The 20,533-nt window shown below is 65.1% G+C and carries 18 protein-coding genes; 9 read left to right on the top strand and 9 right to left on the bottom strand.

The genetic code is table 11. The annotated features are described in order from the left end of the window. Positions 1 to 11 precede the first annotated feature (11 nt). Genes ACEQXV_RS12080 through ACEQXV_RS12115 form a run of 8 tightly spaced genes read left to right on the top strand, consistent with a single transcriptional unit; the run spans position 12 to position 9,143 of the window. Positions 12 to 761, top strand: a complete 750-nt coding sequence (locus ACEQXV_RS12080) for an SDR family NAD(P)-dependent oxidoreductase (protein ID WP_370269381.1) — start codon at positions 12 to 14, stop codon at positions 759 to 761. Then, positions 754 to 1,926: an acyl-CoA dehydrogenase family protein gene (locus ACEQXV_RS12085; RefSeq protein ID WP_370269383.1), complete on the top strand. Its 1,173-nt coding sequence runs from the start codon at positions 754 to 756 to the stop codon at positions 1,924 to 1,926. Before ACEQXV_RS12080 ends, ACEQXV_RS12085 begins: the two co-directional genes overlap by 8 nt. Positions 1,927 to 1,936: 10 nt before the next feature. Next, positions 1,937 to 3,457 (top strand): class I adenylate-forming enzyme family protein, encoded by a 1,521-nt coding sequence (locus ACEQXV_RS12090; RefSeq protein ID WP_370269384.1) that lies wholly within the window; start codon positions 1,937 to 1,939, stop codon positions 3,455 to 3,457. Beyond that, the gene (locus ACEQXV_RS12095; RefSeq protein ID WP_370269385.1) at positions 3,454 to 3,945 is read left to right on the top strand and encodes a MaoC family dehydratase; all 492 of its coding nucleotides are present in this window, start codon (positions 3,454 to 3,456) and stop codon (positions 3,943 to 3,945) included. The genes ACEQXV_RS12090 and ACEQXV_RS12095 overlap by 4 nt, the downstream gene beginning before the upstream one ends. Before the next feature lie 4 nt (positions 3,946 to 3,949). Then, on the top strand, positions 3,950 to 6,049 hold the full coding sequence (locus tag ACEQXV_RS12100; protein WP_372525753.1) for an acetate--CoA ligase family protein: 2,100 nt from the start codon (positions 3,950 to 3,952) through the stop codon (positions 6,047 to 6,049). Beyond that, a complete protein-coding gene (locus tag ACEQXV_RS12105; RefSeq protein WP_370269388.1) occupies positions 6,046 to 6,864 on the top strand; it encodes a citryl-CoA lyase in 819 nt (272 codons plus the stop codon). Before ACEQXV_RS12100 ends, ACEQXV_RS12105 begins: the two co-directional genes overlap by 4 nt. Further along, complete coding sequence (locus tag ACEQXV_RS12110) at positions 6,861 to 7,982, top strand: CaiB/BaiF CoA transferase family protein (RefSeq protein WP_370269389.1); 1,122 nt, start codon at positions 6,861 to 6,863, stop codon at positions 7,980 to 7,982. Before ACEQXV_RS12105 ends, ACEQXV_RS12110 begins: the two co-directional genes overlap by 4 nt. Positions 7,983 to 7,988: 6 nt before the next feature. Further along, positions 7,989 to 9,143 (top strand): acyl-CoA dehydrogenase family protein, encoded by a 1,155-nt coding sequence (locus ACEQXV_RS12115; protein WP_370269390.1) that lies wholly within the window; start codon positions 7,989 to 7,991, stop codon positions 9,141 to 9,143. A gap of 74 nt (positions 9,144 to 9,217) precedes the next feature. Here ACEQXV_RS12115 and ACEQXV_RS12120 read toward each other — a convergent pair whose 3' ends face one another. From ACEQXV_RS12120 to ACEQXV_RS12140, 5 genes are read right to left on the bottom strand one after another with little or no spacing between them, the layout of a single operon-like run. After that, on the bottom strand, positions 9,218 to 9,925 hold the full coding sequence (locus ACEQXV_RS12120) for an ABC transporter ATP-binding protein (protein ID WP_370269391.1): 708 nt from the start codon (positions 9,923 to 9,925) through the stop codon (positions 9,218 to 9,220). Beyond that, positions 9,922 to 11,097, bottom strand: a complete 1,176-nt coding sequence (locus tag ACEQXV_RS12125) for an acyl-CoA dehydrogenase family protein (protein WP_370269392.1) — start codon at positions 11,095 to 11,097, stop codon at positions 9,922 to 9,924. Before ACEQXV_RS12125 ends, ACEQXV_RS12120 begins: the two co-directional genes overlap by 4 nt. Then, a complete protein-coding gene (locus tag ACEQXV_RS12130) occupies positions 11,098 to 12,966 on the bottom strand; it encodes an ATP-binding cassette domain-containing protein (protein ID WP_370269393.1) in 1,869 nt (622 codons plus the stop codon). After that, positions 12,963 to 13,838: a branched-chain amino acid ABC transporter permease gene (locus ACEQXV_RS12135; RefSeq protein WP_370269395.1), complete on the bottom strand. Its 876-nt coding sequence runs from the start codon at positions 13,836 to 13,838 to the stop codon at positions 12,963 to 12,965. Before ACEQXV_RS12135 ends, ACEQXV_RS12130 begins: the two co-directional genes overlap by 4 nt. 27 nt (positions 13,839 to 13,865) lie before the next feature. Further along, positions 13,866 to 15,074, bottom strand: a complete 1,209-nt coding sequence (locus tag ACEQXV_RS12140; protein ID WP_370269397.1) for an ABC transporter substrate-binding protein — start codon at positions 15,072 to 15,074, stop codon at positions 13,866 to 13,868. A 350-nt stretch (positions 15,075 to 15,424) separates the two neighbouring features. Here ACEQXV_RS12140 and ACEQXV_RS12145 point away from each other — a divergent pair, with 350 nt between their 5' ends. Continuing rightward, positions 15,425 to 16,627: a CaiB/BaiF CoA transferase family protein gene (locus ACEQXV_RS12145; RefSeq protein ID WP_370269398.1), complete on the top strand. Its 1,203-nt coding sequence runs from the start codon at positions 15,425 to 15,427 to the stop codon at positions 16,625 to 16,627. A gap of 173 nt (positions 16,628 to 16,800) precedes the next feature. On the opposite strand, the gene ACEQXV_RS12150 is transcribed toward ACEQXV_RS12145, so the two are convergent. The 4 genes from ACEQXV_RS12150 to ACEQXV_RS12165 form a co-directional block, all read right to left on the bottom strand. Beyond that, entirely contained in the window at positions 16,801 to 17,553 is a 753-nt protein-coding gene (locus tag ACEQXV_RS12150; RefSeq protein ID WP_370269399.1) for an SDR family NAD(P)-dependent oxidoreductase, read from the bottom strand. A 93-nt stretch (positions 17,554 to 17,646) separates the two neighbouring features. Next, complete coding sequence (locus ACEQXV_RS12155; RefSeq protein WP_370269400.1) at positions 17,647 to 18,810, bottom strand: acyl-CoA dehydrogenase family protein; 1,164 nt, start codon at positions 18,808 to 18,810, stop codon at positions 17,647 to 17,649. Positions 18,811 to 18,813: 3 nt separating this feature from the next. Beyond that, a complete protein-coding gene (locus ACEQXV_RS12160; protein ID WP_370269402.1) occupies positions 18,814 to 19,623 on the bottom strand; it encodes a citryl-CoA lyase in 810 nt (269 codons plus the stop codon). Further along, positions 19,608 to 20,522 carry an SDR family NAD(P)-dependent oxidoreductase gene (locus tag ACEQXV_RS12165; protein WP_370269403.1) on the bottom strand — a complete coding sequence of 305 codons (915 nt, stop codon included), beginning with the start codon at positions 20,520 to 20,522 and terminating at the stop codon, positions 19,608 to 19,610. Before ACEQXV_RS12165 ends, ACEQXV_RS12160 begins: the two co-directional genes overlap by 16 nt. Positions 20,523 to 20,533 lie beyond the last annotated feature (11 nt).

The following is a 20,533-nucleotide window of genomic DNA, read 5'->3' on the forward strand; positions in this document are numbered from 1 at the left end:
AGGAATCGAAAGTGAAACTGGGACTGAAGGACAAGGTAGCAATCGTCACCGGGTCGGGCCGCGGGATCGGCGCGGTGACGGCGCGCGCGCTGGCCGAGGAAGGGGCGAAGGTGGTGATCACCGATATCGACCCGGAAACCACCGAAGCCACCCGCGCTGCGTTTGTCGCCGACGGTTACGCGGCGATCGGTGCCGTCTGCGACGTCACCGACGAGGCCCAGGTCAACGCGCTCGTCGCGCGCACGATCGAGAAATTCGGGGCCGTCCATATCCTTGTGAACAACGCCGGCTTTCCGCGCGACAACTATATCACCAAGATGCCGGAGCAGGATTGGGATGCCGTGGTGGGCGTGATCCTGAAGGGTGCCTACAACTGCTCGCGCGCCGTGGTGCCGCATTTCATGGAGCAGAACTGGGGCAGGGTGATCAACATCTCGTCGCGCGCCTATCTCGGCAATCCCGGGCAGACCAACTATGCGGCGGCCAAGGCCGGCATTATCGGCTTTACCCGGGCGCTTGGGATGGAGCAGGGGCGCTTCAACGTCACGGTCAACGCCATCGCGCCGGGTTTCATCGCCACCGACATGATCGAGGCACTTCCGAACTACGACCGGATCAAGTCGCGCGCGCTGGCGATGAACACCGTTCCGCGCCTGGGCAACGAGCGCGACATCGCCAACGGCGTGGTGTTCCTCGCCTCTGATGCGGCGGAATACATCTCGGGTGAGACACTGCACATCACCGGCGGGCGGTATGGCTGAACACGTCGCGCCGTCCATCGATGACCAGGAGCAGGAGACGCGGATGCTGCGCGACAGCATCCGGGGTTTCATGGCGCGCGAACTGACCGAGGCGCGCATCTCCGAATGCGAGGCGGCGGGCGAGCTGCCCTGGAAGATGGTGGGCGCGCTGCGCCAGTTCGGCTATCTCGGCGGGCTTCTGCCCGAGGAGGCGGGAGGCTACGGGCTGAGTTACCGCACCTGGGCGATGATGATGGAGGAGGCGGGGTATCGCTGGCTGTCGCTCCGGGTGCTGCTCAATACCGTCAACATCGTCGCCGCGCTGCTGCACCATCTGGGCGACGCCCGGCAGAAGGAGAAATGGCTGGATCCCGTCATCGCCGGGGAGATGCCGGTCTGGGTCGGGATCACCGAACCTGACCACGGCTCCGACGTCGCCTCGGTCCAGACCCGGGCCGAGGACAAGGGCGACCACTGGCTGATCAACGGCGGCAAGCTGTGGACGACGAATGGTATTCACGGCCGGGTCGGAATCCTGGTGGCGCGGACGTTCACCGAAGGCTGCGACGGCGATCTGAGCCTGTTCCTCGTGGATTCCGAGGAAACCGATTTCGAAGCCTCGCGGGTGGGCACGATGTTCATCAAGGCCACGGCGACATCGCAACTGGCCTTTCACAACGCAAGAGTGCCAAAGGAAAACCTGCTGGGACCGGCGGGCAAGGGCCTGAAGGCGATCCTTACCGGGCTGAATTACGGGCGGCTCAACGTGGCGGCGGGCGCGGTGGGCGCGTCGCAGCGGGCGCTGGACCTCTCGACCGATTACGTCAAGACGCGCAAGCAGTTCGGTAACGTGATCGGGGGCTACCAACTGGTACAGAAGCTGATCGTGGACATGACCATCCGCACCGAAGCCGCCCGCGCCCTGACCGACCGCGCAGCACAGGCGCTGGACGCGGGTCTGCCCGGGCGCAAGGAATGCTCGATTGCCAAGCTCTATGCCAGCGAGGCGGCGCATGAGGTCGCGTCGATGGCGCTGCAGGCCCATGGCGGGCTGGGATATTCCACCGATTACCCGGTCGAGCGGTTGTTCCGCGACACCCGCGGCGGGCTGATCCCCGAGGGCACCTCGGAAATCCAGACTTTGATCATCGGGCGCGAGGTTCTCGGGATCTCGGCATTCACCTGAGGAGGCGGCCATGCCGATGACCTTTCTCCAGGCCCTGAGGTTGAACGCGCGGCGGTTCCCCACGAAACCCTCGGTGGTGTTCGAGGGGCGAAGCCAGACCTACACGGATCTTCTGAACCGGGTGGAACGGATGATGACGGTGCTGGCGCGACGCGGCATCGCGCCGGGCGACAAGGTGGCGGTGATCTCGGAAAACCATCCCGATTTCCTTGCCGCCTATGTGGCGGTGACCGGGCTGGGCGCGATCCCCGCACCGATCAACTACCGCATCGCGCCCGAGGTCATGGCCGAGGTGGTCGCCCGCTCGGACAGCAAGGCCTTGCTGCTGGGAGACGCGGCGCTGGACCATGCCGATCTGTTCCGGACTGTGGTAAGCGATATCATCGCCCTTGGCGACGTGGCCGCGCAAGGACTGCCGCGCCTGTCGGACCTTCTGGCAGACACACCGCCCGATCCGCCGCAAGGGCAGGACGGCACCACGATCATGCTGCACACGTCGGGGACCACCGGCAAGCCCAAGGGCGCGCTGCGCAGTCTCTTCGGCATGGAGGAACGCGCCATCGAGCAGCGTTTCCGCCCCGACGACCGGGCGCTGTCGGCGCTGCCGATCTGCCTGTCGGCCGGCTGCACCTATACGCTGCTGCCGCTTTATCTGGGTGCCAGCGTCCATCTGATGCGCCGCTTCGACGGGGCCGCGGCGCTGCGCCTGATCGAGGACGAACGGCTGACCGCCACCATGCTGCTGCCGGCCATGCTGCAGCGGATGGTCGAGTCCGACGGCTTCGCCGGCGCCGACCTGTCGTCGCTGCGCACTTTGCAGTCGGGCGGCGGCGAGATGTATCCCGACCTCAAGCGCGCCGCGCTCGACAAGTTCGGCGATGCGCTGATGATCTATGCCGCCTCCAGCGAAGCAGGGCCCTATGCCAACCTGACCGCCGAGGACCTGCGCCGCAACCTTGCAGGCAATTGCGTGGGCCGTCCCTTCTTCGGGGTCGAACTCAAGCTGCTGGACGATGATGGAAACGAGGTGCCGCAGGGTGAGGTCGGCGAGATCTGCACCCGCAGCGAAAGCCGCTATGACGGATATTACAACGACGAGGCGCTGACCGCCGAGACCCGGCGCGGCGACTATCTGACGGTGGGCGATCTGGGTCGGATCGATGCCGAGGGGCTGCTCTGGTTCACCGGCCGCAAGCGCGACATCATCAAGAGCGGCGGCATCAACGTCTACGCCCCCGAGATCGAGGAGGCGCTGGCCAGCCATCCCGAGATTGCCGAGGCGCATTGCATCGGCCTGCCCGATCCGCGCTGGACCGAGGCGATCTGCGCGGTGATCGTGCCCGCGCCGGGCGCCCGGCTGACCGCGGCCGATGTGATCGCCCACGCCGAGGCGGGGCTTGACCGCTACAAGCGTCCGCGACGCGTGGTTTTCATGGCGGCGGTGCCGCGCAACCTGACCGGCCGCGTGCTCAAGTCCGAACTCAAGGGCATGGTGCTGGCGCTGCCGGAAGAGGAGGAGGAAAGCCGATGACCCGACCCGACCTTTCTGCCCTGAAGGGCCAGCAGCTTTACTGGGAGGACCTGAACGAAGGCGACCAGTTCGACAGCCCCACCCGCACCATCACCGAGGCGGACGTGACGGGATTTGCCTGCCTGTCGGGCGATTTCAACCGGCTGCATGTGGATGCCGAGTATGCCGCCGGGTCAGCCTATGGCCAGCGCATCGCACACGGGCTTCTGGTTGTGTCGGTGATGTCGGGGCTGACCACGCGGATGTTGCTGAACACCTTCCTCGAACCTTCGCTGCTGGGACTTCTGGACATGCAATGCCGGTTCCCGAAACCCACCTTCATCGGCGACACGATCGGGGTGCGCGTCACCGTGGCCGAGAAGCGCGAGACCTCGAAACCCGAACGCGGCATCCTGTCGTTCCGGCGCGAGGTGACCAACCAGCGGGGGGAGACCGTGGTGGAAGGGGTCTGGAAACTGCTCGTCCGTCGTGCGCCACCGGGTGCCTGAACCGATGAGGGCGGGCGACTTCCCCGATCTCTCGCGGCTATTGTCGCCGCGCAGCGTGGCGATCCTGGGGGCCAGTGAACGCCCCCGAAGCGTGGGCAGTGACACCTTGCTGAACCTTGCCGAGCATTCCGACTTTGAGGGAGGGATCTTCCCGGTCAATCCCGGGCGTGCAAGGGTTCATGGCCTGCGGGCCTATCCCGCAATGTCGGCCTTGCCCGGCCCCGTTGATGTGGCGGTGGTGTGCCTTCCGGCGGAGGCGGTGATCGACGCCTTGCGGGATTGCGCCGCGGCAGGAACTGGGTTCGCGGTGGTCTTCACCTCTGGCTTCGGCGAAACCGGGGATGCGGGCCGCGCCGCCGAGACCGAGATGGCTGAAATCGCCCGGCACAGCGGGATTCGCATCTATGGGCCGAACTCGCCGGGGCTGAGCAACATCAATCGCCGCCTCGGGCTGACCTTCTCGCCGGTGTTCAAGAACGACACGCTGGGCGGCGGCATCGGGCTTGTCACACAGGGCGGCGGGCTTGGCCGCGCCTTTATCCAGGCCAGCGAACGCGGTGTCGGCGTCGGCCTGTGGTGCTCTACCGGCAACGAGGCCGACCTGACCATGGCCGATGTCGTGCATCACATGGTGGGCGATCCCGACATAAGGGTAATCGCGCTTCTGGCCGAAGGCTTCCGCGACGGGCCGCGCTTTCTGGCAGCTGCCCGCGCTGCCGCTCGCGCCGGCAAGCCGGTGGTGGCGATGAAGGTGGGCAAGTCGGACTATGGCGTTGCTGCCACCCGTTCGCACACCGCCGCGCTCGCCGGATCGGCGGCGGTCACCTCGGCGCTGTTCCGCCAGCACGGCATCGTCGAGGTGGACGATCTGGACGAATTGATCGACACGGCGGCGCTGTTCGAGCGTGCGGGCATCGCCCGACGCCGGGGAATCTGCGTTTATTCCTTCTCTGGCGGCACCGCGGCGCTGGCCGCCGACATGGTGGGCAGCGCCGGTTTGACCCTGTCCGAACTGGCCCCCGACACCCGCGCCGGGCTGCGCGCGCTGGCCCCGTCCTATGCGGCGGTCGATAACCCGGTGGACCTGACGACCCAGGTTTTCACGCAGGACACGCTCAACCGCGACTGCCTGTCGCTGGTGGCGCGCGATCCGGCCACCGATGTTGTGCTTCTGCCGATTCCCGCCGACTACGGCCCGATCACCGACCGGTCCGCCGACGACATGGTCGCGCTGGCGCCGGACAGCCCGGCTCTGCTCCTGCCGGTCTGGATGAGCGGGCATCGCGCCGCTGGCTATGCCACGCTGAACGCGGCAGGGCTGGCGCCTTTTCGCAGCCTCGGCAAGGCGGTGACGGCGTTGAAGCGGCTGATCTGGCGCGGCGACTGGAGCCCCTCGGACACCGAGACCCCGTCGCTGCCCGCACTTCCGCCCGGCGAGCATGACGAGGCTGCCGCCAAGGCGGTGCTGGCCGACCTGGGTCTGACCGTGCCCGAAGGACGGGTCGTGACCAGTGCGAGGCAGGCAGGCGAGGCGGCGCGCGGGATCGGCTTTCCGGTGGTGCTCAAGGCGCTGGTGCCCGGTCTTCTGCACAAGACCGAAGCCGGGGCCGTAGCCGTCGGGCTGATGGATGAGCAGGCGCTGGCGGCGGCCTGGGACGCGATGGCGGCGTCGCTGGCGGCGCAGGGGCACAGGCTGGAGCGCGCTCTGGTTGAGCGCATGGAACAGGGGCCGGGCGTCGAGGTGATGGCGGGACTGCACCGCGATCCGGTGTTCGGCCCGGTGGTGAGCTTCGGCCTCGGCGGCGTGATGGTCGAGGCGCTTTCTGACGTCACGCACCGCGCCGCGCCCTTTGGGCGGGACGAGGCGCTGGCGATGATCGACGAGATCCGCGGACGCGCACTGCTGGGTCCGCTGCGCGGCCGCCCCGGCGCCGATCTGGGCGCGCTGGCCGATCTTCTCGTGATCCTGGCCGCCCTGGGTGCGCGCGGCGACATCGCGGAGATGGATCTCAATCCGGTGCGCGCCGGTCCGGCGGGTGCCACGGTGCTTGACGCGGTGATCCTGCGCGCTCCGACCGACACAGAAGGAAAGGCAAGACAATGACGGTAAAGACGGACATCGGTTTCACCACCCGCGACCGCATCTATGTGCGCGGGCGCGATCTGGCCGATGACATCCTGGGCAAGATGGATTTCATCGACATGATCTATTTCACCGCCACGGGGAAGGAGCCGGATGCCCGCACCCGCGCGATGACCAATGCGATCATCGTCACCGCCACCGATCACGGCCTTACCCCCAGCGCCATCGCCGCGCGAATGACCATTCTCGGCGCGCCGGAATCGCTTCAGGGCGCGGTGGCTGCGGGCTTGCTGGGCGCGGGAAACCATTTTTTGGGCACCATGCAGAACGCCGCCGCCTTTACCCGCGACGAGATCGGCGGGCTGTCTGACAGCGACGACGACGCAGCCTATGCCGCCCGCGCGCAGGAGGTCGTGCGCGCCTTTCGCGCGGCGCGCCGCATTGTGCCGGGCCTCGGCCATCCGATCCACGTCGAGGGCGACCCCCGCACGCCGGTTCTGCGGCGCATCGCGGGCGAGAACGGGTTCGACGGGCGGCATTGGCGCTTCATGGCGGCCGTCGAGTCCGCCGCCCGCGAGGAATATGGCCGTCTGCTGCCCATCAACGCCGCCGGCGCGGTCGGGGCCACCGTTTCGGACATGGGGCTTGCCCCGATCTGGGCGCGGGCCTTCGCCCTGATTGGCCGATCCGCCGGGCTTCTGGCGCATCTGATGGAAGAACTCGAAAATCCACAGGGTCAGAAGATCTGGGACATGATCCTGGAACAGGACGACTCGGCGGAATGCGCCGGGATCGTAGACCCGGACTGCGCGGACAGCACAGGAGCGCAAAAATGACCGGCACTGCACCGCTTTCGGGGCTTCGCGTCCTCGATCTGACCGAGCTTCTGCCCGGACCCTATGCCACGCAGCAACTGGCCGAGATGGGGGCCGAGGTCATCAAGGTCGAACGTCCCGCGGGCGACGCCGCGCGCGCCATGTTCCCCGGCCTCTTTGCCGCCGTGAACCGCGGCAAGAAAAGCATCGCCCTGAACCTCAAGGACGACACAGACCGCGCGGCTTTCCTGCGGCTGGCCAAACGGGCGGACGTCGTGATCGAGGGTTATCGCCCGGGCGTGACCGCGCGGCTGGGCATCGACTATGAGACGCTTTCGGCGCTCAATCCCGGCCTCGTCTACTGTTCGGTCAGCGGCTATGGTCAGACCGGGCCGGCGCGCGACTGGCCGGGGCATGATCTGAACTACGCGGCGATGGCGGGCGCGGTGGCGATCTCGGGCGCGCCCGACGGACCGCCTGAATACACGACTGGCGTGCCGATCGGGGATCTCTCGGCAGCCATGTATGCCATCATCACCATTCTTGCTGCGTTGCGCGGACGCGACGCCACGGGGCGGGGCCAGTATCTGGACGTGGCGATCACCGACGCGCTGGCCAGTTGGGTCGCCCCGCGCTACGGCGTGTGGGACGCCGGACGCCAGGCCGGGCGCGAGATCACAAAGGCCGATATCCTGCGCCGCGCCGCCTATGGTATCTTCGCGACCGCCGACGGAAAATATATGACCATCGGTGCGATCGAGACGCATTTCTTCCGCCGCCTGATCCGCGCCACCGGGATGACGGGCTTCGACGATCCGGCGCTTGACGACTTCGCCGCACGCACCGACCGCACGGATGATATCAGCGCCGCCCTGACCCCGTTGATCGCCGCGCGTCCTTATGCGCATTGGGCGGAGATCTTTGAGGCCGAGGATGTTCCCTTCGCCCCGGTCAACGGGCTGGAGGATCTGGCACGAGACCCGCAGCTCAAGGCGCGCGGGATGGTGCGCTCAGCCGGCGCGGCGCAGGTGATGGCCTTCCCGGTGCCGATGGCTGGGATGAGTGATCCGGCGGGCCACGTCCCGGCAGTGGGCGAGCATCAGGCCGAAATTCTGGACCAAGCCGAAAGGCTGGAGTGAGGACCGATGCAGTTTGAGCTGGACGACTGGCAGGAAACGGCGCGGCGCAGCTTCCGCAAATACCTTGACGCCGAGGTGGCGCCGTTGGTCGAGGCGCACGAGGATGCCCACCGTCCGCCGCCGCCCGAAGTGTTGCAAAAGATGGGCGAGTTCGGCCTTCTGGGCGGCCTTTTGCCCGAGGCGCAGGGCGGGGCGGGTCTGGACTACCTCACCTATTGCACGCTCCTGTGCGAGCTGTCGCAGGTCTGGCCGTCCCTGCGCAGCATCGTCAGCACCTCCAACCTGGTCCTGATGATCATTGCGCAGCGCGGAACGCCAGAGCAGCAGCAAAGATGGCTGGGCGATCTGGTGTCGGGCCGCAAGACCGCCTTCTTCGCGCTGACCGAACCCAATGTCGGCTCGGACGCCAGCAATGTCGAGACACGGGCCCGGCGCGACGGCGATGGCTGGCGGCTGAACGGTCGCAAGCTGTATATTTCGAATGGGACGGGGGCCGATCTGGGCGTTGTCTTCGCGCGTTCGGGTGAGGGCGAAAGAGCAGGGGTCTCGGCCTTCGTGGTCGAGACCGGCGCGTCGGGGTTCTCGGCGCGCGAGGTGCGCAGCATGGGCATGAACGCCTGCCCGCTGGGCGAGCTTCTGTTCGAAGACGTGAGGCTGCCACCCGATCACCTGATCGGCACCGAGGGCGAGGCCTTTGCCATCGCCAAGCACTATCTGAACGTGGGCCGCTGCTTTGTGTCCTTCACCTGCCTCGGCCTGTCGATTGCCGCCTACGAGGCGGCGCTGCGCTATGCCGGTGAACGGGAACAGTTCGGGCGCAAGATCGGCGGTTTCCAACTGGTTCAGCAGATGATCGCCGACATGATGACCGGCGTGGAAACCTCGCGTATGCTGGCTTGCCGGGCGGCCGACGCGCTGGACCGCGGCGCGCCGGATCGCGGCCGCGCCTGCTCGATGGCCAAGCGCCACAATTCCGACACGGCGCTCAGGGTCTGCGAGACCGCTTTGCAGGTGCATGGCGGGGCGGGCTATACCCGGGACTTCCCGGTGGAGCGCTACTATCGCGACGTGCGCCACCTGACGATTGCCGAAGGCACAAACCAGCTTCAGGCGCTGCTTCTGGCGCAGGGGGCCCTGGGCATCTCGGCGCTGCGGGGCTGACCGGTCCGCAGTTTGCGCACGGCCTGCCGCCGATGCCGGTCTGAATGGCAGGCGGAATGCGGGCACCGGGCGGGTCAGATTCCCAAATACGAACGGCGCACATGATCGTCGTGGCGCAAGACGTCGGAGGCTCCGGTGAGAGCGATTGTCCCGTTTTCCAGAACATAGGCGCGGCTGGCGAAATCCAGCGCCATGTAGACATCCTGTTCCACGAGAAGAATGGTCAGGCCGGTGCGGCGAAGACCGTCGAGGGCCTCGTACATCTGCTCGACCACCAGAGGCGCGAGGCCGAGCGACGGCTCGTCGAGCATGATCATGCTGGGCCGGGACATAAGCGCGCGCCCGATCGCCAGCATCTGCTGCTGACCGCCCGAGAGCCCTCCGGCAAGTTCGCGGGCCTTCTGGCTCAGCATCGGAAAGAGTTCGTAGACCTCGGAAAGGGCGCTCTTCCGGTCTTTCGTGTCGGATGCGGCGCTTGCGCCCACGATCAGGTTCTGTTCGACCGTGAGCGACCCGAAGACGTGCCGCGCCTCGGGTACATGAACGAGGCCAAGGCGCGGAATCTCGCTGGCGGCAAGGCCGCCGATCTCCTTGCCATCGTAGCGGATTGTCCCGGAACGGGCGGCCACGAGGCCCGAAATCGTGCGCAGAAGGGTGGATTTGCCCGCGCCGTTCGGCCCGATCACAGCCACGACCTCGCCCTCGGCGATCTCGATGCTGACACCGTGGAGCACGTCGAGCAGACCGTAACCGGAGACGAGAGACTCGATCGACAGCTTCATCTTGGGCCCCGAGTAGATGTGCGGGGCCGGCCCAGGATCGTGTTGGAGATGATGTTGCGCTGAATCTGGTTGGTGCCCTCGATGATCTGCAGAACCTTGGCGTCGCGGAAGTAGCGGTTGATCGGAACCTCGCTCGAGATGCCCGCCGCCCCGAAAAGCTGGACGGCGTCCTGGGCCACCTGCATCGCGGTGTCGGTGGCGAACCGCTTGGCCATCGCGGCCGCCGCAGCCAGTTCGGTTCCTGTCTTGCCGGCGTCCACCAGGGCGGCGGCGCGATAGACCAGCAGCCGCGATGCCTCCACTCCGGTTGCCATGTCGGCGATCATCCAGCGCACGCCCTGGAAGTCGGATACCGCCTGCCCGAAGGCCTGCCGTTCGAGGATGAAATCGCGCGCGAGTTCCATCGCTCCCTGGGCCAGACCGACGCCGCGTGCCCCGATGATCGGACGCGACTGGTTGAACGCTTCCATCACGATCTTGAAGCCCTTGCCCTCGGGGCCGATCCGGTTGGCGGCGGGCACGATCATGTCCTCGAAATGCAGTGCGTTCGAAGGCACGCCCCGGGCGCCCAGCTTGTCTTCCTTGCGGCCAAGCTCGAAGCCCTTCGTGCCCTTTTCGACGATGAAGAAGTTGATCTCTCCGGTGCTGTCGCTGGCGCCGGTCTTGGCCGCGACAAGAACGAAGTCGGCGACCGCCGAGTTGGTGCTCCAGATTTTCTGGCCATTGATGCGATAAGCGTCGCCCTCGCGCACAGCGCGGGTGCGGATCCCGGCAACATCCGATCCGCTTTGCGGCTCGGTGACCGCCAGCGCACTCCGCAGGCTGCCATCGGCCAAGCCGGGCAGGAAGCGCGCCTTCTGCGCCTCGTCACCGCCGAACAGGATCGCACCGAACGGGACCCACTGCACGATCAGCAGATAGGCGGTATTATAGCAGACGCGCGCCAGTTCCTCGACCGCGACGCAGGCGGCAAGCTGGCTTCCCATGCCGCCGTGCTCGGCCGGAAACGGCAAGGTGAACATCCCCAGTTCGCGCAGCAGATCGAACATGTCCTGCGGGTACTCCCCGCTGCGGTCGATTTCGTGGGCGCGGGGCGCCACGCGCTCGTTGGCGACGCGCCGCACCATCTGCTGCACTTCCCTGACGTCCTCGGGCAGATCAAACATCATCATTCAGGTTTCTCCGTTGTCGGCGTTGTCGGATGCTGCGGCGGCAGAGGCTTGCTGCGCGCGCTTGCCGAGATAGGCTTCGATCACGTGGGGATCCCGACTGACCTCGCTTGGCAGCCCCTCGGCTATCACCGCGCCCGCATCGAGCACCACAATCCGGTCGCAAAGCTCCATCACCGCATGCATCACGTGCTCGATGATCACCACGGTGATCCCTTCCGCGCGCAGGCCGCGGATGAGCGCGATCACGCTTGTCACCTCGGTCGGTGTCAGCCCCGCCATGACTTCGTCGAGCAGCAACAGAGAAGGTCCCGTTGCAAGGGCGCGCGCGATTTCCAGCCGACGCCGCTCGGACAGCGTGAGTTCTGCACAGGGCACATCTCGGCGTGTCTCGAGCCCGACACGGGAAAGCACCCGACCGGCGATGCTGCGGGCTTCGTCGAAGGAGCGGTCGGGAAGCGCGGCAGTGAACACCGCCTCGGCCACCGTGAAGGACGCGAAAGTCTGCGTGATCTGGAAGGTGCGCGCGATGCCCAGTTGGGTGCATTCGTGCGGGGCCAGCCCGTCGACGCGCTGTCCGAGCAGGGTTATCCGGCCGCGGCTTGGCGGAAAGGCACCGCCGAGCAGGTTGAAGAAGGTCGTCTTGCCGGCGCCGTTGGGGCCGATCAGGCCGAGGATTTCGCCCTGACGAACTTCGAGATCGACCGACTGCAGTGCCGTCACGCCGCCAAAGTCACGGCCCACGCCATCTGCGGTGAGAATTTTCCCGCCATCCTCAAGATCGGCGGCGTGGCGCCGGGGCAACGGCCCGGCAGCGACGGACTGCGGCACGGAAAGGGTGAAGCCGGAAAACCATCGCCCGCCCAGTGCCCTGCGCAACTGCCCGATCAGCCCCCCCGGCAGAAGCAGGATCACCGCGACAAGGGCGGCGCCGTAGACCAGCTGGTGCGCGCCTGCCCCAAGCGACATCAACTGCACGCGCATGATCTCGCCCAGGGGGAAGAGCACAAGGGTGCCCACGACCGGACCCAGAAGTGTTCCGGTGCCACCGACAACCGAGAACAGCAGGATCAGAATGATCACATGCACGCCCAGCACCGAATGCGGGTCTATGAAGCCCACGAACTGCGCGTAGAAGCCGCCCGCCACCGAGGTCGCCGCGGCGCTGATGGCGAAGGCGAGCTGTTTGGACCGGAAAAGATTGATGCCCGACGCCGCGGCTGCGGCCTCGTTGTCCCGGGTGGCGCGCCAGATGAAGCCGTGGCGCGAATTCAGAAGCGCCTGCAGGACGAGCAGGAGCACCGTGTTGAATACCGCGATGACGAGCAGATAGGGCCAGAGGTCCTGAAAGCGCAGGGCCGCAAGACCGGTCTCGTCAAGCGGCATGAACATGCCGTTGGTGCCACCGAGTGCTCTGACCCCCGACACCCCGTAGAAAAGCGCATAGGCCAGGGCAAGCGTCAGGAGCGCAAAGACGAGGTGGCTGAGACCTTTCCGGAACGGAATGTAACCCGCCGCCAGGGCGAGAACGACCGACAGGGCCATGCCGAAGATCATCCCCAGCCAGGGACTGACCCCATAGGTGGTGGCAAGGTAGATGGTGCAGTAGGCACCGACACCGAAGAAGGCCCCGTGGCCAAAGGAGACCTGGCCGACATAGCCGCCGATCAGGTTCCAGGCCGTGCAGAGGTAGCACCACACGAGCATCATCACCGCGACGCTGACCCAGTAGGCGTTCAGAACGGTGAGGGCGATCACCACCGCCACCCAGATGACCAGGATGGCGACTGCACCCTCGCTGCGCAGCACGCCTGCTATGGCACCCGCCGGGGATCGACCGAGGCGGACCGCGGTATCCGGTTTGCCGCTCATACCGTCGCCCCCCGCCCCAGAAGGCCGTGCGGCCTCAGAAGCAGCACGGCGCCGAACAAGATGTAAAGCCCCGCCGGCGCCGATGCGCTGTTGAAGATGGCGCCGGCCAGCGCCTCGGCCACGCCGAGAACCAGCGCCGCCACCATCGCACCGCGCAGATCACCCAGCCCGCCCAGCACCACGATCATCAGAGACAGAACGCTGAACTGAAGGCCCACCACCGGGGTGACATGATAGAACCCCATCAGGCAGCCGGCGGCGACCGCCAGCGACCCCGTCGCGCCGACGAAGACCCACATCTGCACACGCTGCACCGTCACGCCGCACAGTTGGGCCATCACCGGGTCTTCCGCCGTGGCACGGATGCGGTACCCCCAGACGGTCGCCGAGAGAAACCAGGCCAGCAGCCCCGACGCCACCAGGGCGATGACGAAGCCTATCAGCAACGGCACGCTTACCACGATGGCGCCAAGACGGATTGTCGACGCTCCGAGTTCGGTCCTCACGTTGAACAGGTCGGCCCCGAACCACAGGAACGCCGCGCTCTGGATCACGAATGACAGCCCGATGGTCAACTGCGCCTGAACGAGAGGGGCGGAGCCGACGATCGGCCGGATGAGCAGCCCGAAGACCGCCCATCCGATCGCCATCATGGCAGGCACAATCAGGAGGCCCGCAAGAAACGGCGAGAGACCCGTGGAGGCGCAGACCATCACCACGCCGTACATGCCGACCATGAGCAGGTCGCCATGGGCGAAGTTCAGCACGCCCATGACGCCGAACACCAGCGCCAGGGCCAGGGCGATAAGCGCATAGATGCCACCCATCAGGAACCCCGACACTGCCGCCTGAACAAGAAGCTCAACACTCATCCTGACCACTCCCGTCCAGTTTACGTATCAGTTCAGAGGATTGGGGTCTTCCACAGCCACCTCTGGCGGCCAGACCGTGACCTTCTTCGTGCCGCCTTCCTTCCATTGCGCGATCAGGTTCTGCGATCCGACGTTCCGGCCGTGTTCGTCGAACTTGATCCGCGAGAAAGGCGAGATCAGCTGATCGCCGGGGATGTCGATCTCAAGGATGGCGGCGCGAAGGTTCTCGGTCGTCAGATCCTGGCCGGCTTCAAGCGTCTTCTCCAGCGCAGCCTTCAGCGTGTAGGCACCGCGGTAGCACATCGACGCATAGCTGGACGGCACGATGCCGTGCTCTTCCTCGTAGGACTTCACAAATCGCTGGGCGCGGTCCATGTCGGGATTGAAGTAGTCCACCGTGCTGAGATTGACGTCCTCAATGAAGCCCCGGTCCACCAGTTGCGGGATGCGCACATCACCCGGGCCGCCGCCGATTCCGACAATGTAGGGTTTGAAGTCAAGCTGCTGCATTGCCTGGAGCCCGGTCACCACATCTTCGGTGTAGCCGGCCCAGATCACCACGTTGGCACCCGACGTCTGCACCCGCTTGACCGGTGGCAGAAGGTTGCGATCGCTGCGCGAATACGGCGCGCTGGCGGCGATCTCGATGCCCCGCTCCTCCAGCAGAACTTCGATCCGCTCGATGGTTCCGGCGCCGCGCGGGCTGTCTTCATAAAGCAGCGCCGGGACGACGTCGCCTTGCGTCATGAGGTGTTCCAGGAAAGACACGACCGTGGACGCCTCGGAATCGGCTGTGATCTGGTCGGAGAAATACCATTTGTAACCGCGTTCGAGGAGCTCGGCCGACACCGCCGACGAGTTCAGGTAAGGAACCCGCGCCTGCTCGGCGAACTGCGCCGCTGCCGATGTGCCTGCGCTGATCTCGCAGCCAAGGATGATCGGCGCCCGCTCGAGGCGGGTCAACCGCTCCATCACTTGGCGCACCACACCGGGATTGCCCTGTGTGTCATACAGTTGGATCTTCAGCGGCCGACCGGCGACGCCGCCATCGGCGTTGATATGTTCAAGGGCAACTGCGATCCCCTTTTGCGCATCCTGTCCGGTCACGGCGACCGGTCCCGACATCGCGGCAATCGCCGGTATCACGATTTCTTCGGCCTGGGCCAGCGCAGGTGAAGACGTCAGCGGCGCAATGGCGACGGCCAGGCCGATAACGGCCTGTAGAAACTTGTTCATTGTGGCTCCTCCCTGAAATCCCGCAAGTCCGAAAGCGGCATCTGCCGATGACAGGACTCCGGTACCCTAGGGTAAGCGGGGCGGTCAGCCTGCACCAAGACCTCCGGGCCGGGCGGGCCTTTTGCGCACAGATGTGTTTTTTGATCTGCGGCGGTTGAGCGCTTTTGGCGACGCCGTTCTAATGGCCTGCGGAACCGCTTTCGCGAGCCGCTCCCGAAGCAGTGTGGGTCTTGCAGGGACGCTTCCGCAGGGTTGCCGCGCCGCGCCCTTGGGTTGCGGGCCGGCTGACCGCCGGACTGCGGCGCGCATTGCCGGCTCGAAGGGTGCGATACCGCAAAAGGAAAAGAAAAATGGACAGCCAGCCGCAGCAGCCATCACCGCAGCAGCCAGCCGAGGGGGACGGCCCGCTTGCCGGTTACAGGGTGCTTGATCTTTCGGTCAACGTGCTGGGGCCGGTGGCGACCCAGATCCTCGGCGACATGGGGGCCGACGTCATCAAGATCGAGTCACCCGACGGCGACTACACACGCCAGGTGGGACCGTCGCGCAACCCGAAGATGGGGGCACTGTTCCTCAACGCAAACCGCAACAAACGCTCGGTCGTGCTCGACCTGAAGCAACCCGACGCGCGGGCCGCGCTCCTTGATCTGGTGCGTTCCGCGGACGTGCTGGTGCATTCGATGCGCCCTGGCGCCGCCGAACGGCTGGGCGTTGACTACGAGGCGATCCGCGCGGTCAATCCCGACATCATCCACGCCTCGGCTTCGGGTTTCCGGCTGGACAGCGAGCGCCGCGACTGGCCTGCTTTCGACGATGTGATCCAGGGCGCCAGCGGCGTAGCCGGGATAATGGCCCGGGCCAGCGGCGAGCCGCGCTATTTCCCCACCGTAATCGCGGACAAACTATGCGGTTACATCCTGGCATCGTCCATCGCGATGGCCTTTGTCTGGCGCGAGCGCACCGGCCACGGGCAGCAGGTAAACGTGCCGATGATGGATGCGATGGTCAACTTCAATCTGATCGAGCATTTCTGGGGCGCAACGCTCGACCGGCCCGATCTGGGCATGGGTTACAGCCGGGTATTCTCGCCTCATCGTCGGCCTTATCCGACGCAGGACGGGCACATCTGCGTGATGGCGGCGATGGACAACCAGTGGCTGCGTCTCTTCGACGCCATAGGCCGGCCCGAGCTGCGCGACGATCCACGATTTGCCACAGCCGAGTTGCGCACCGATCACATCGACGGGTTATATGGAATCCTCGCCGAGGCAATCGCGGGGAATACAACCGCCGAGTGGCGCCGCCGGTTCGACGCGGCCGACGTGCCGAATGGACCGGCCAACAGCCTGGAGGATCTGCTGGTTGATCCCTACCTAGTTCAAACCGGGTATTTCGAGCGCCACGAGCACCCGACAGAGGGCGCCCTCGTGACGCCCCGGATACCGGTCCAGTTCTCGGATAGCCCCGGCCGGGTGCGCCGTCTGCCACCGCGGCTGGGCGAGCACACGGAGGAGGTTCTGTCCGAAATCCGCCTTCCGCGCGCCGACACCTGACGGAACCAGGCTAGGAGTGAAGTGCGTCGAATTCGCTGCCGGTCGTGCCCTTCGCTCATGGATTTCACGACGCCTGTCGGAAACTCGCGCCCAAATCAACCGGTTCCGGGTTGGCCAGGATCGGTTCGCGGCCAACCGGTCCCGACTGTTCCAGGCTTCCGGCTCCGCGCGTTTCACCGCGCGGTATAGCCGCCATCGACAACCATTTCGGATCCGGTCATGTAGGATGCCTCGTCGGAAGCCAGAAACAGCACCGCCCAAGCTACCTCTTCCGGCTCGGCAGGGCGCTCCATGATCGTTGTCCCAAGTATCTCCTTCTGACCGTCCGGGTCAGCCAGAATGTCTTCCGTCATCGCGGTGCGTACCACGCCCGGATGGATCGAATTCACCCGGATGTTGAACGGCGCGTAATCCGATGCCGTCGATTTGGTAAGCAGTCGCACCGCACCTTTGGTCGCCTGATATGCCGCCGCCGAAGGCGCGCCGACCAGACCATAGATCGACGAAATATTGACGATTGCTCCAACGCCCGCGGCTTTCATATTCTCCAGCACCGCCCTGGTGCCAAGAAAAACCCCCTTTGCATTGATCGCGAAGATCTTGTCCCATTCCTCTTCCGACGTGTCCTGGACCGGCTTCAGAAAAGCGATGCCGGCATTGTTGACCAACACGTTGATGTTGCCGAATGCCTTTTGCCCTTCATCGATCGCCTTTTCCCAACTGGCGGCATCGGACACATCCAGATGCACCGCCATTGCGGTGCCCCCCGCATCCTTAATGTCCTGCACCACGGATTTTGCGCCCGTGTCGTCGACATCCGCCACGATGACCTTCGCACCTTCATCGGCAAAAATACGTGCCTCTGCGGCCCCCATGCCATTGGCCGCACCACTGATCAGTGCAGTCTTTCCCTGGAGCCGTTTCATGTCGATCATCCTTTAAGATTGCTGTGACGGCAGTTTAAAAAGGATGCGGCTTGCGTCCCGCATGACAGAGATCAAGTCCCGCTCGGAAACATCTCAGAACGACCGCGGCATACCAAGGATATGCTCGCCGACATAAGACAGGACCAGGTTGGTCGAGATCGGTGCCACCTGATACAGCCGGGCCTCGCGGAACTTGCGCTCGACATCATATTCGCGCGCGAATCCAAAGCCACCGTGGGTCTGGAGACAGGCATTGGCCGCTTCCCAACTGGCATCGGCGGCCAGCAGTTTGGCCATGTTCGACTGCGCCCCGCACTCCTGCCCGGCATCGAAGCGTCTGCAGGCCTCGAAGCGCATCAGGTTGGCGGCCTCGACGTTCACATAGGCCCTGGCGATGGGAAACTGCACGCCCTGGTTCTGCCCGATGGGACGGTCGAAAACGATGCGCTCACCGGCATAGGCGCGGGCCTTGTCCACGAACCAGTAGCCGTCGCCGATACATTCCGCCGCGATCAGGGTCCGCTCCGCGTTCAGACCGTCTAGGATATGATAGAAGCCACGCCCCTCGGTGCCAATCAGGTTCTCGGCGGGGATTTCGAGGTTGTCGAAGAACACTTCGTTGGTCTCATGGCCGGGCATGTTGGCGATGGGGCGGACCTCCATGCCATTGCCGATGGCCTCTTTAAGATCGACCATGAAGATCGACAGTCCCTGGGATTTCTTCTTGACTTCTTTCAGCGGCGTGGTGCGCGCCAGCAGGATCATCAGGTCCGAATGCTGGATACGGCTGATCCAGACCTTCTGACCGTTGACCACATACCGATCGCCCTTCTTGACCGCGGTGGTCTTGAGCTTGGTGGTATCGGTTCCGGTGGTCGGTTCGGTCACGGCCATGGATTGCAGGCGCAAGGCGCCGCTGGCGATGCCGGGCAGGTATTTCTGCTTCTGCGCGTCCGAGCCGTGCCGCAGGAGCGTGCCCATGTTGTACATCTGTCCGTGGAAGTGGCCGGCATTGGCGCCACAACGGTTTGCCTCTTCCATGATGATCGAGGCCTCGGTCAGGCCGAGGCCCGAGCCGCCGAATTCCTCGGGGATCATCGCCGCCAGCCAGCCTTCGCGGGTCAGTGCATCGACGAATTCTTCGGGATAGGTTTCATCCTCGCCGAACTTGCGATGATATTCCGGCGGGAACTGCGCGCACAGCGCACGAAGCGCGTCGCGCAGATCGTTATGGGTGTCGGGTGCCGAAGTCTGCATCGTTCAAGCCGCTCCCGGGCCGGAGGTTTCGAGGATTTCCTCTTCGGCGCGCTGCCACAATTCAAAAGAAATCGGATTCTCGCTTTCCTCAAGGATATGACCGACCAGCCCGATGGCGCGTGCCATGACGCCAAAGCCGCGCACGATCTTCCAGGGGAAGCCGAATTCGCAGCAGATCGCACCGATCGCACCTGTGGCATTGATCGGCAGCATCTTGCCGGACTTTTCCTCGGCGACGGTCTGAATTTTCTGGATCAGTTCGATGTATTCGCCGGATTTTCCATTCTCGGCCGCGATCTGGAACAGACGTGGCGCGCGCGGGTCAACCGGCTTGTGCACCGGATGGCCCAGCCCCGGAACGATGGCCTTTCTGGCGCGGAATTTTTCGACCGTCTCCAGCGCGATTGCGTCCAGATCGGCGCCAGTGCCCAGCTTGTCCTCGGGCAGTGCCTCGTAAAGCATCTTCGACGCGCCTTCCATCGAGCCGACAAACACCGTGCCCAGCCCGCAGAGCCCGGCCGCGACCGCCGCCTGAAGCGATTCCGGCGCGCCCATATAGGTCATCCGCGCCGCCAGGGCCGATGGCGTGATGCCATGTTCGACAAGGGTGATGATGATGGCGTTGAAGACGCGGCTTTCCTCGAGCGTGGCCTTGCGGCCCGTCAATTGCAGAAAGGCCAGATCGCCCAGGTTCATATGGCCGAGGATCTCGTTCGGCAGGTCGAGCCCGCGCACGCAAATCTTGTCGGGGGTGCTCCAGCCGATCTTCGAGCTGATTTTTTCCTTGCGCTTGCCCATTAGACTGGATCCCATGAAAAGACATCCGCCGAAACTTCGAGCGGTGTGAACTGCGGTTTGAGCGCGGGAATGGCGCGCTCGGCGATTTCATCGGCGGTCCAGCCGTCACCGGAGTGGACGGACCGGAGCGGGCGGGGCTGGTTGAACAGGAATATCTCGTTCATCCGCACTGCAAAGATTTGCCCCGACACATCCGCCGCGCGGTCGCTCATCAGGTAGCAAGCCATCGGCGCGACCTTGGCGGGGGTCATCTTCTTGACCTTCTCGACCCGCGTCTTCTGTTCCTCGGTGTCGGTCTTGATCGACGAGATCATCCGGCTCCAGGCGAAGGGCGCGATGCAGTTCGAACGGACGTTCCAGCGCTTGAGATCGAGCGCCACCGATTTCGAAAAGGCCGCGATGCCCAGCTTGGCGGCGGAATAATTCGCCTGTGCGAAATTGCCGATCAGCCCCGAGGTCGAGGTCATGTGCACCAGCGCGCCGCTTTCCTGCTCGCGGAAATAGTCGGCGGCGGCGCGGCTTGTGTTGAAGGCACCGTAAAGATGGACCTTCACCACCGCGTCGAAATCCTCATAGGTCATCTTGTGGAAGAACCCGTCGCGCAGGATACCGGCGTTGTTCACGACGGCATCAATGCGGCCAAATTCCTTTACCCCGGCTTCGATCATCGCGCGCGCGGCGTCGGGGTCGGTGACGCTGCCGCCATCGGCAATCGCCTCGCCCCCAGCGGCCTTGATTTCCTCAACCACCTTCTGCGCTGCGGTTTCCGTCTGCCCGGTGCCCTTCAGCGATGCGCCCAGATCGTTGACCACCACGGCGGCGCCTTCTGACGCGGCCATCAGCGCGATATCGCGACCGATTCCGCCACCCGCCCCGGTGACCAGAACCACCTTTCCGTCAAGTGCCCTTGCCATATTCATTCTCC

The sequence above is a fragment of the Nioella sp. genome, assembly GCF_964229645.1.
Lineage (GTDB): Bacteria > Pseudomonadota > Alphaproteobacteria > Rhodobacterales > Rhodobacteraceae > Nioella.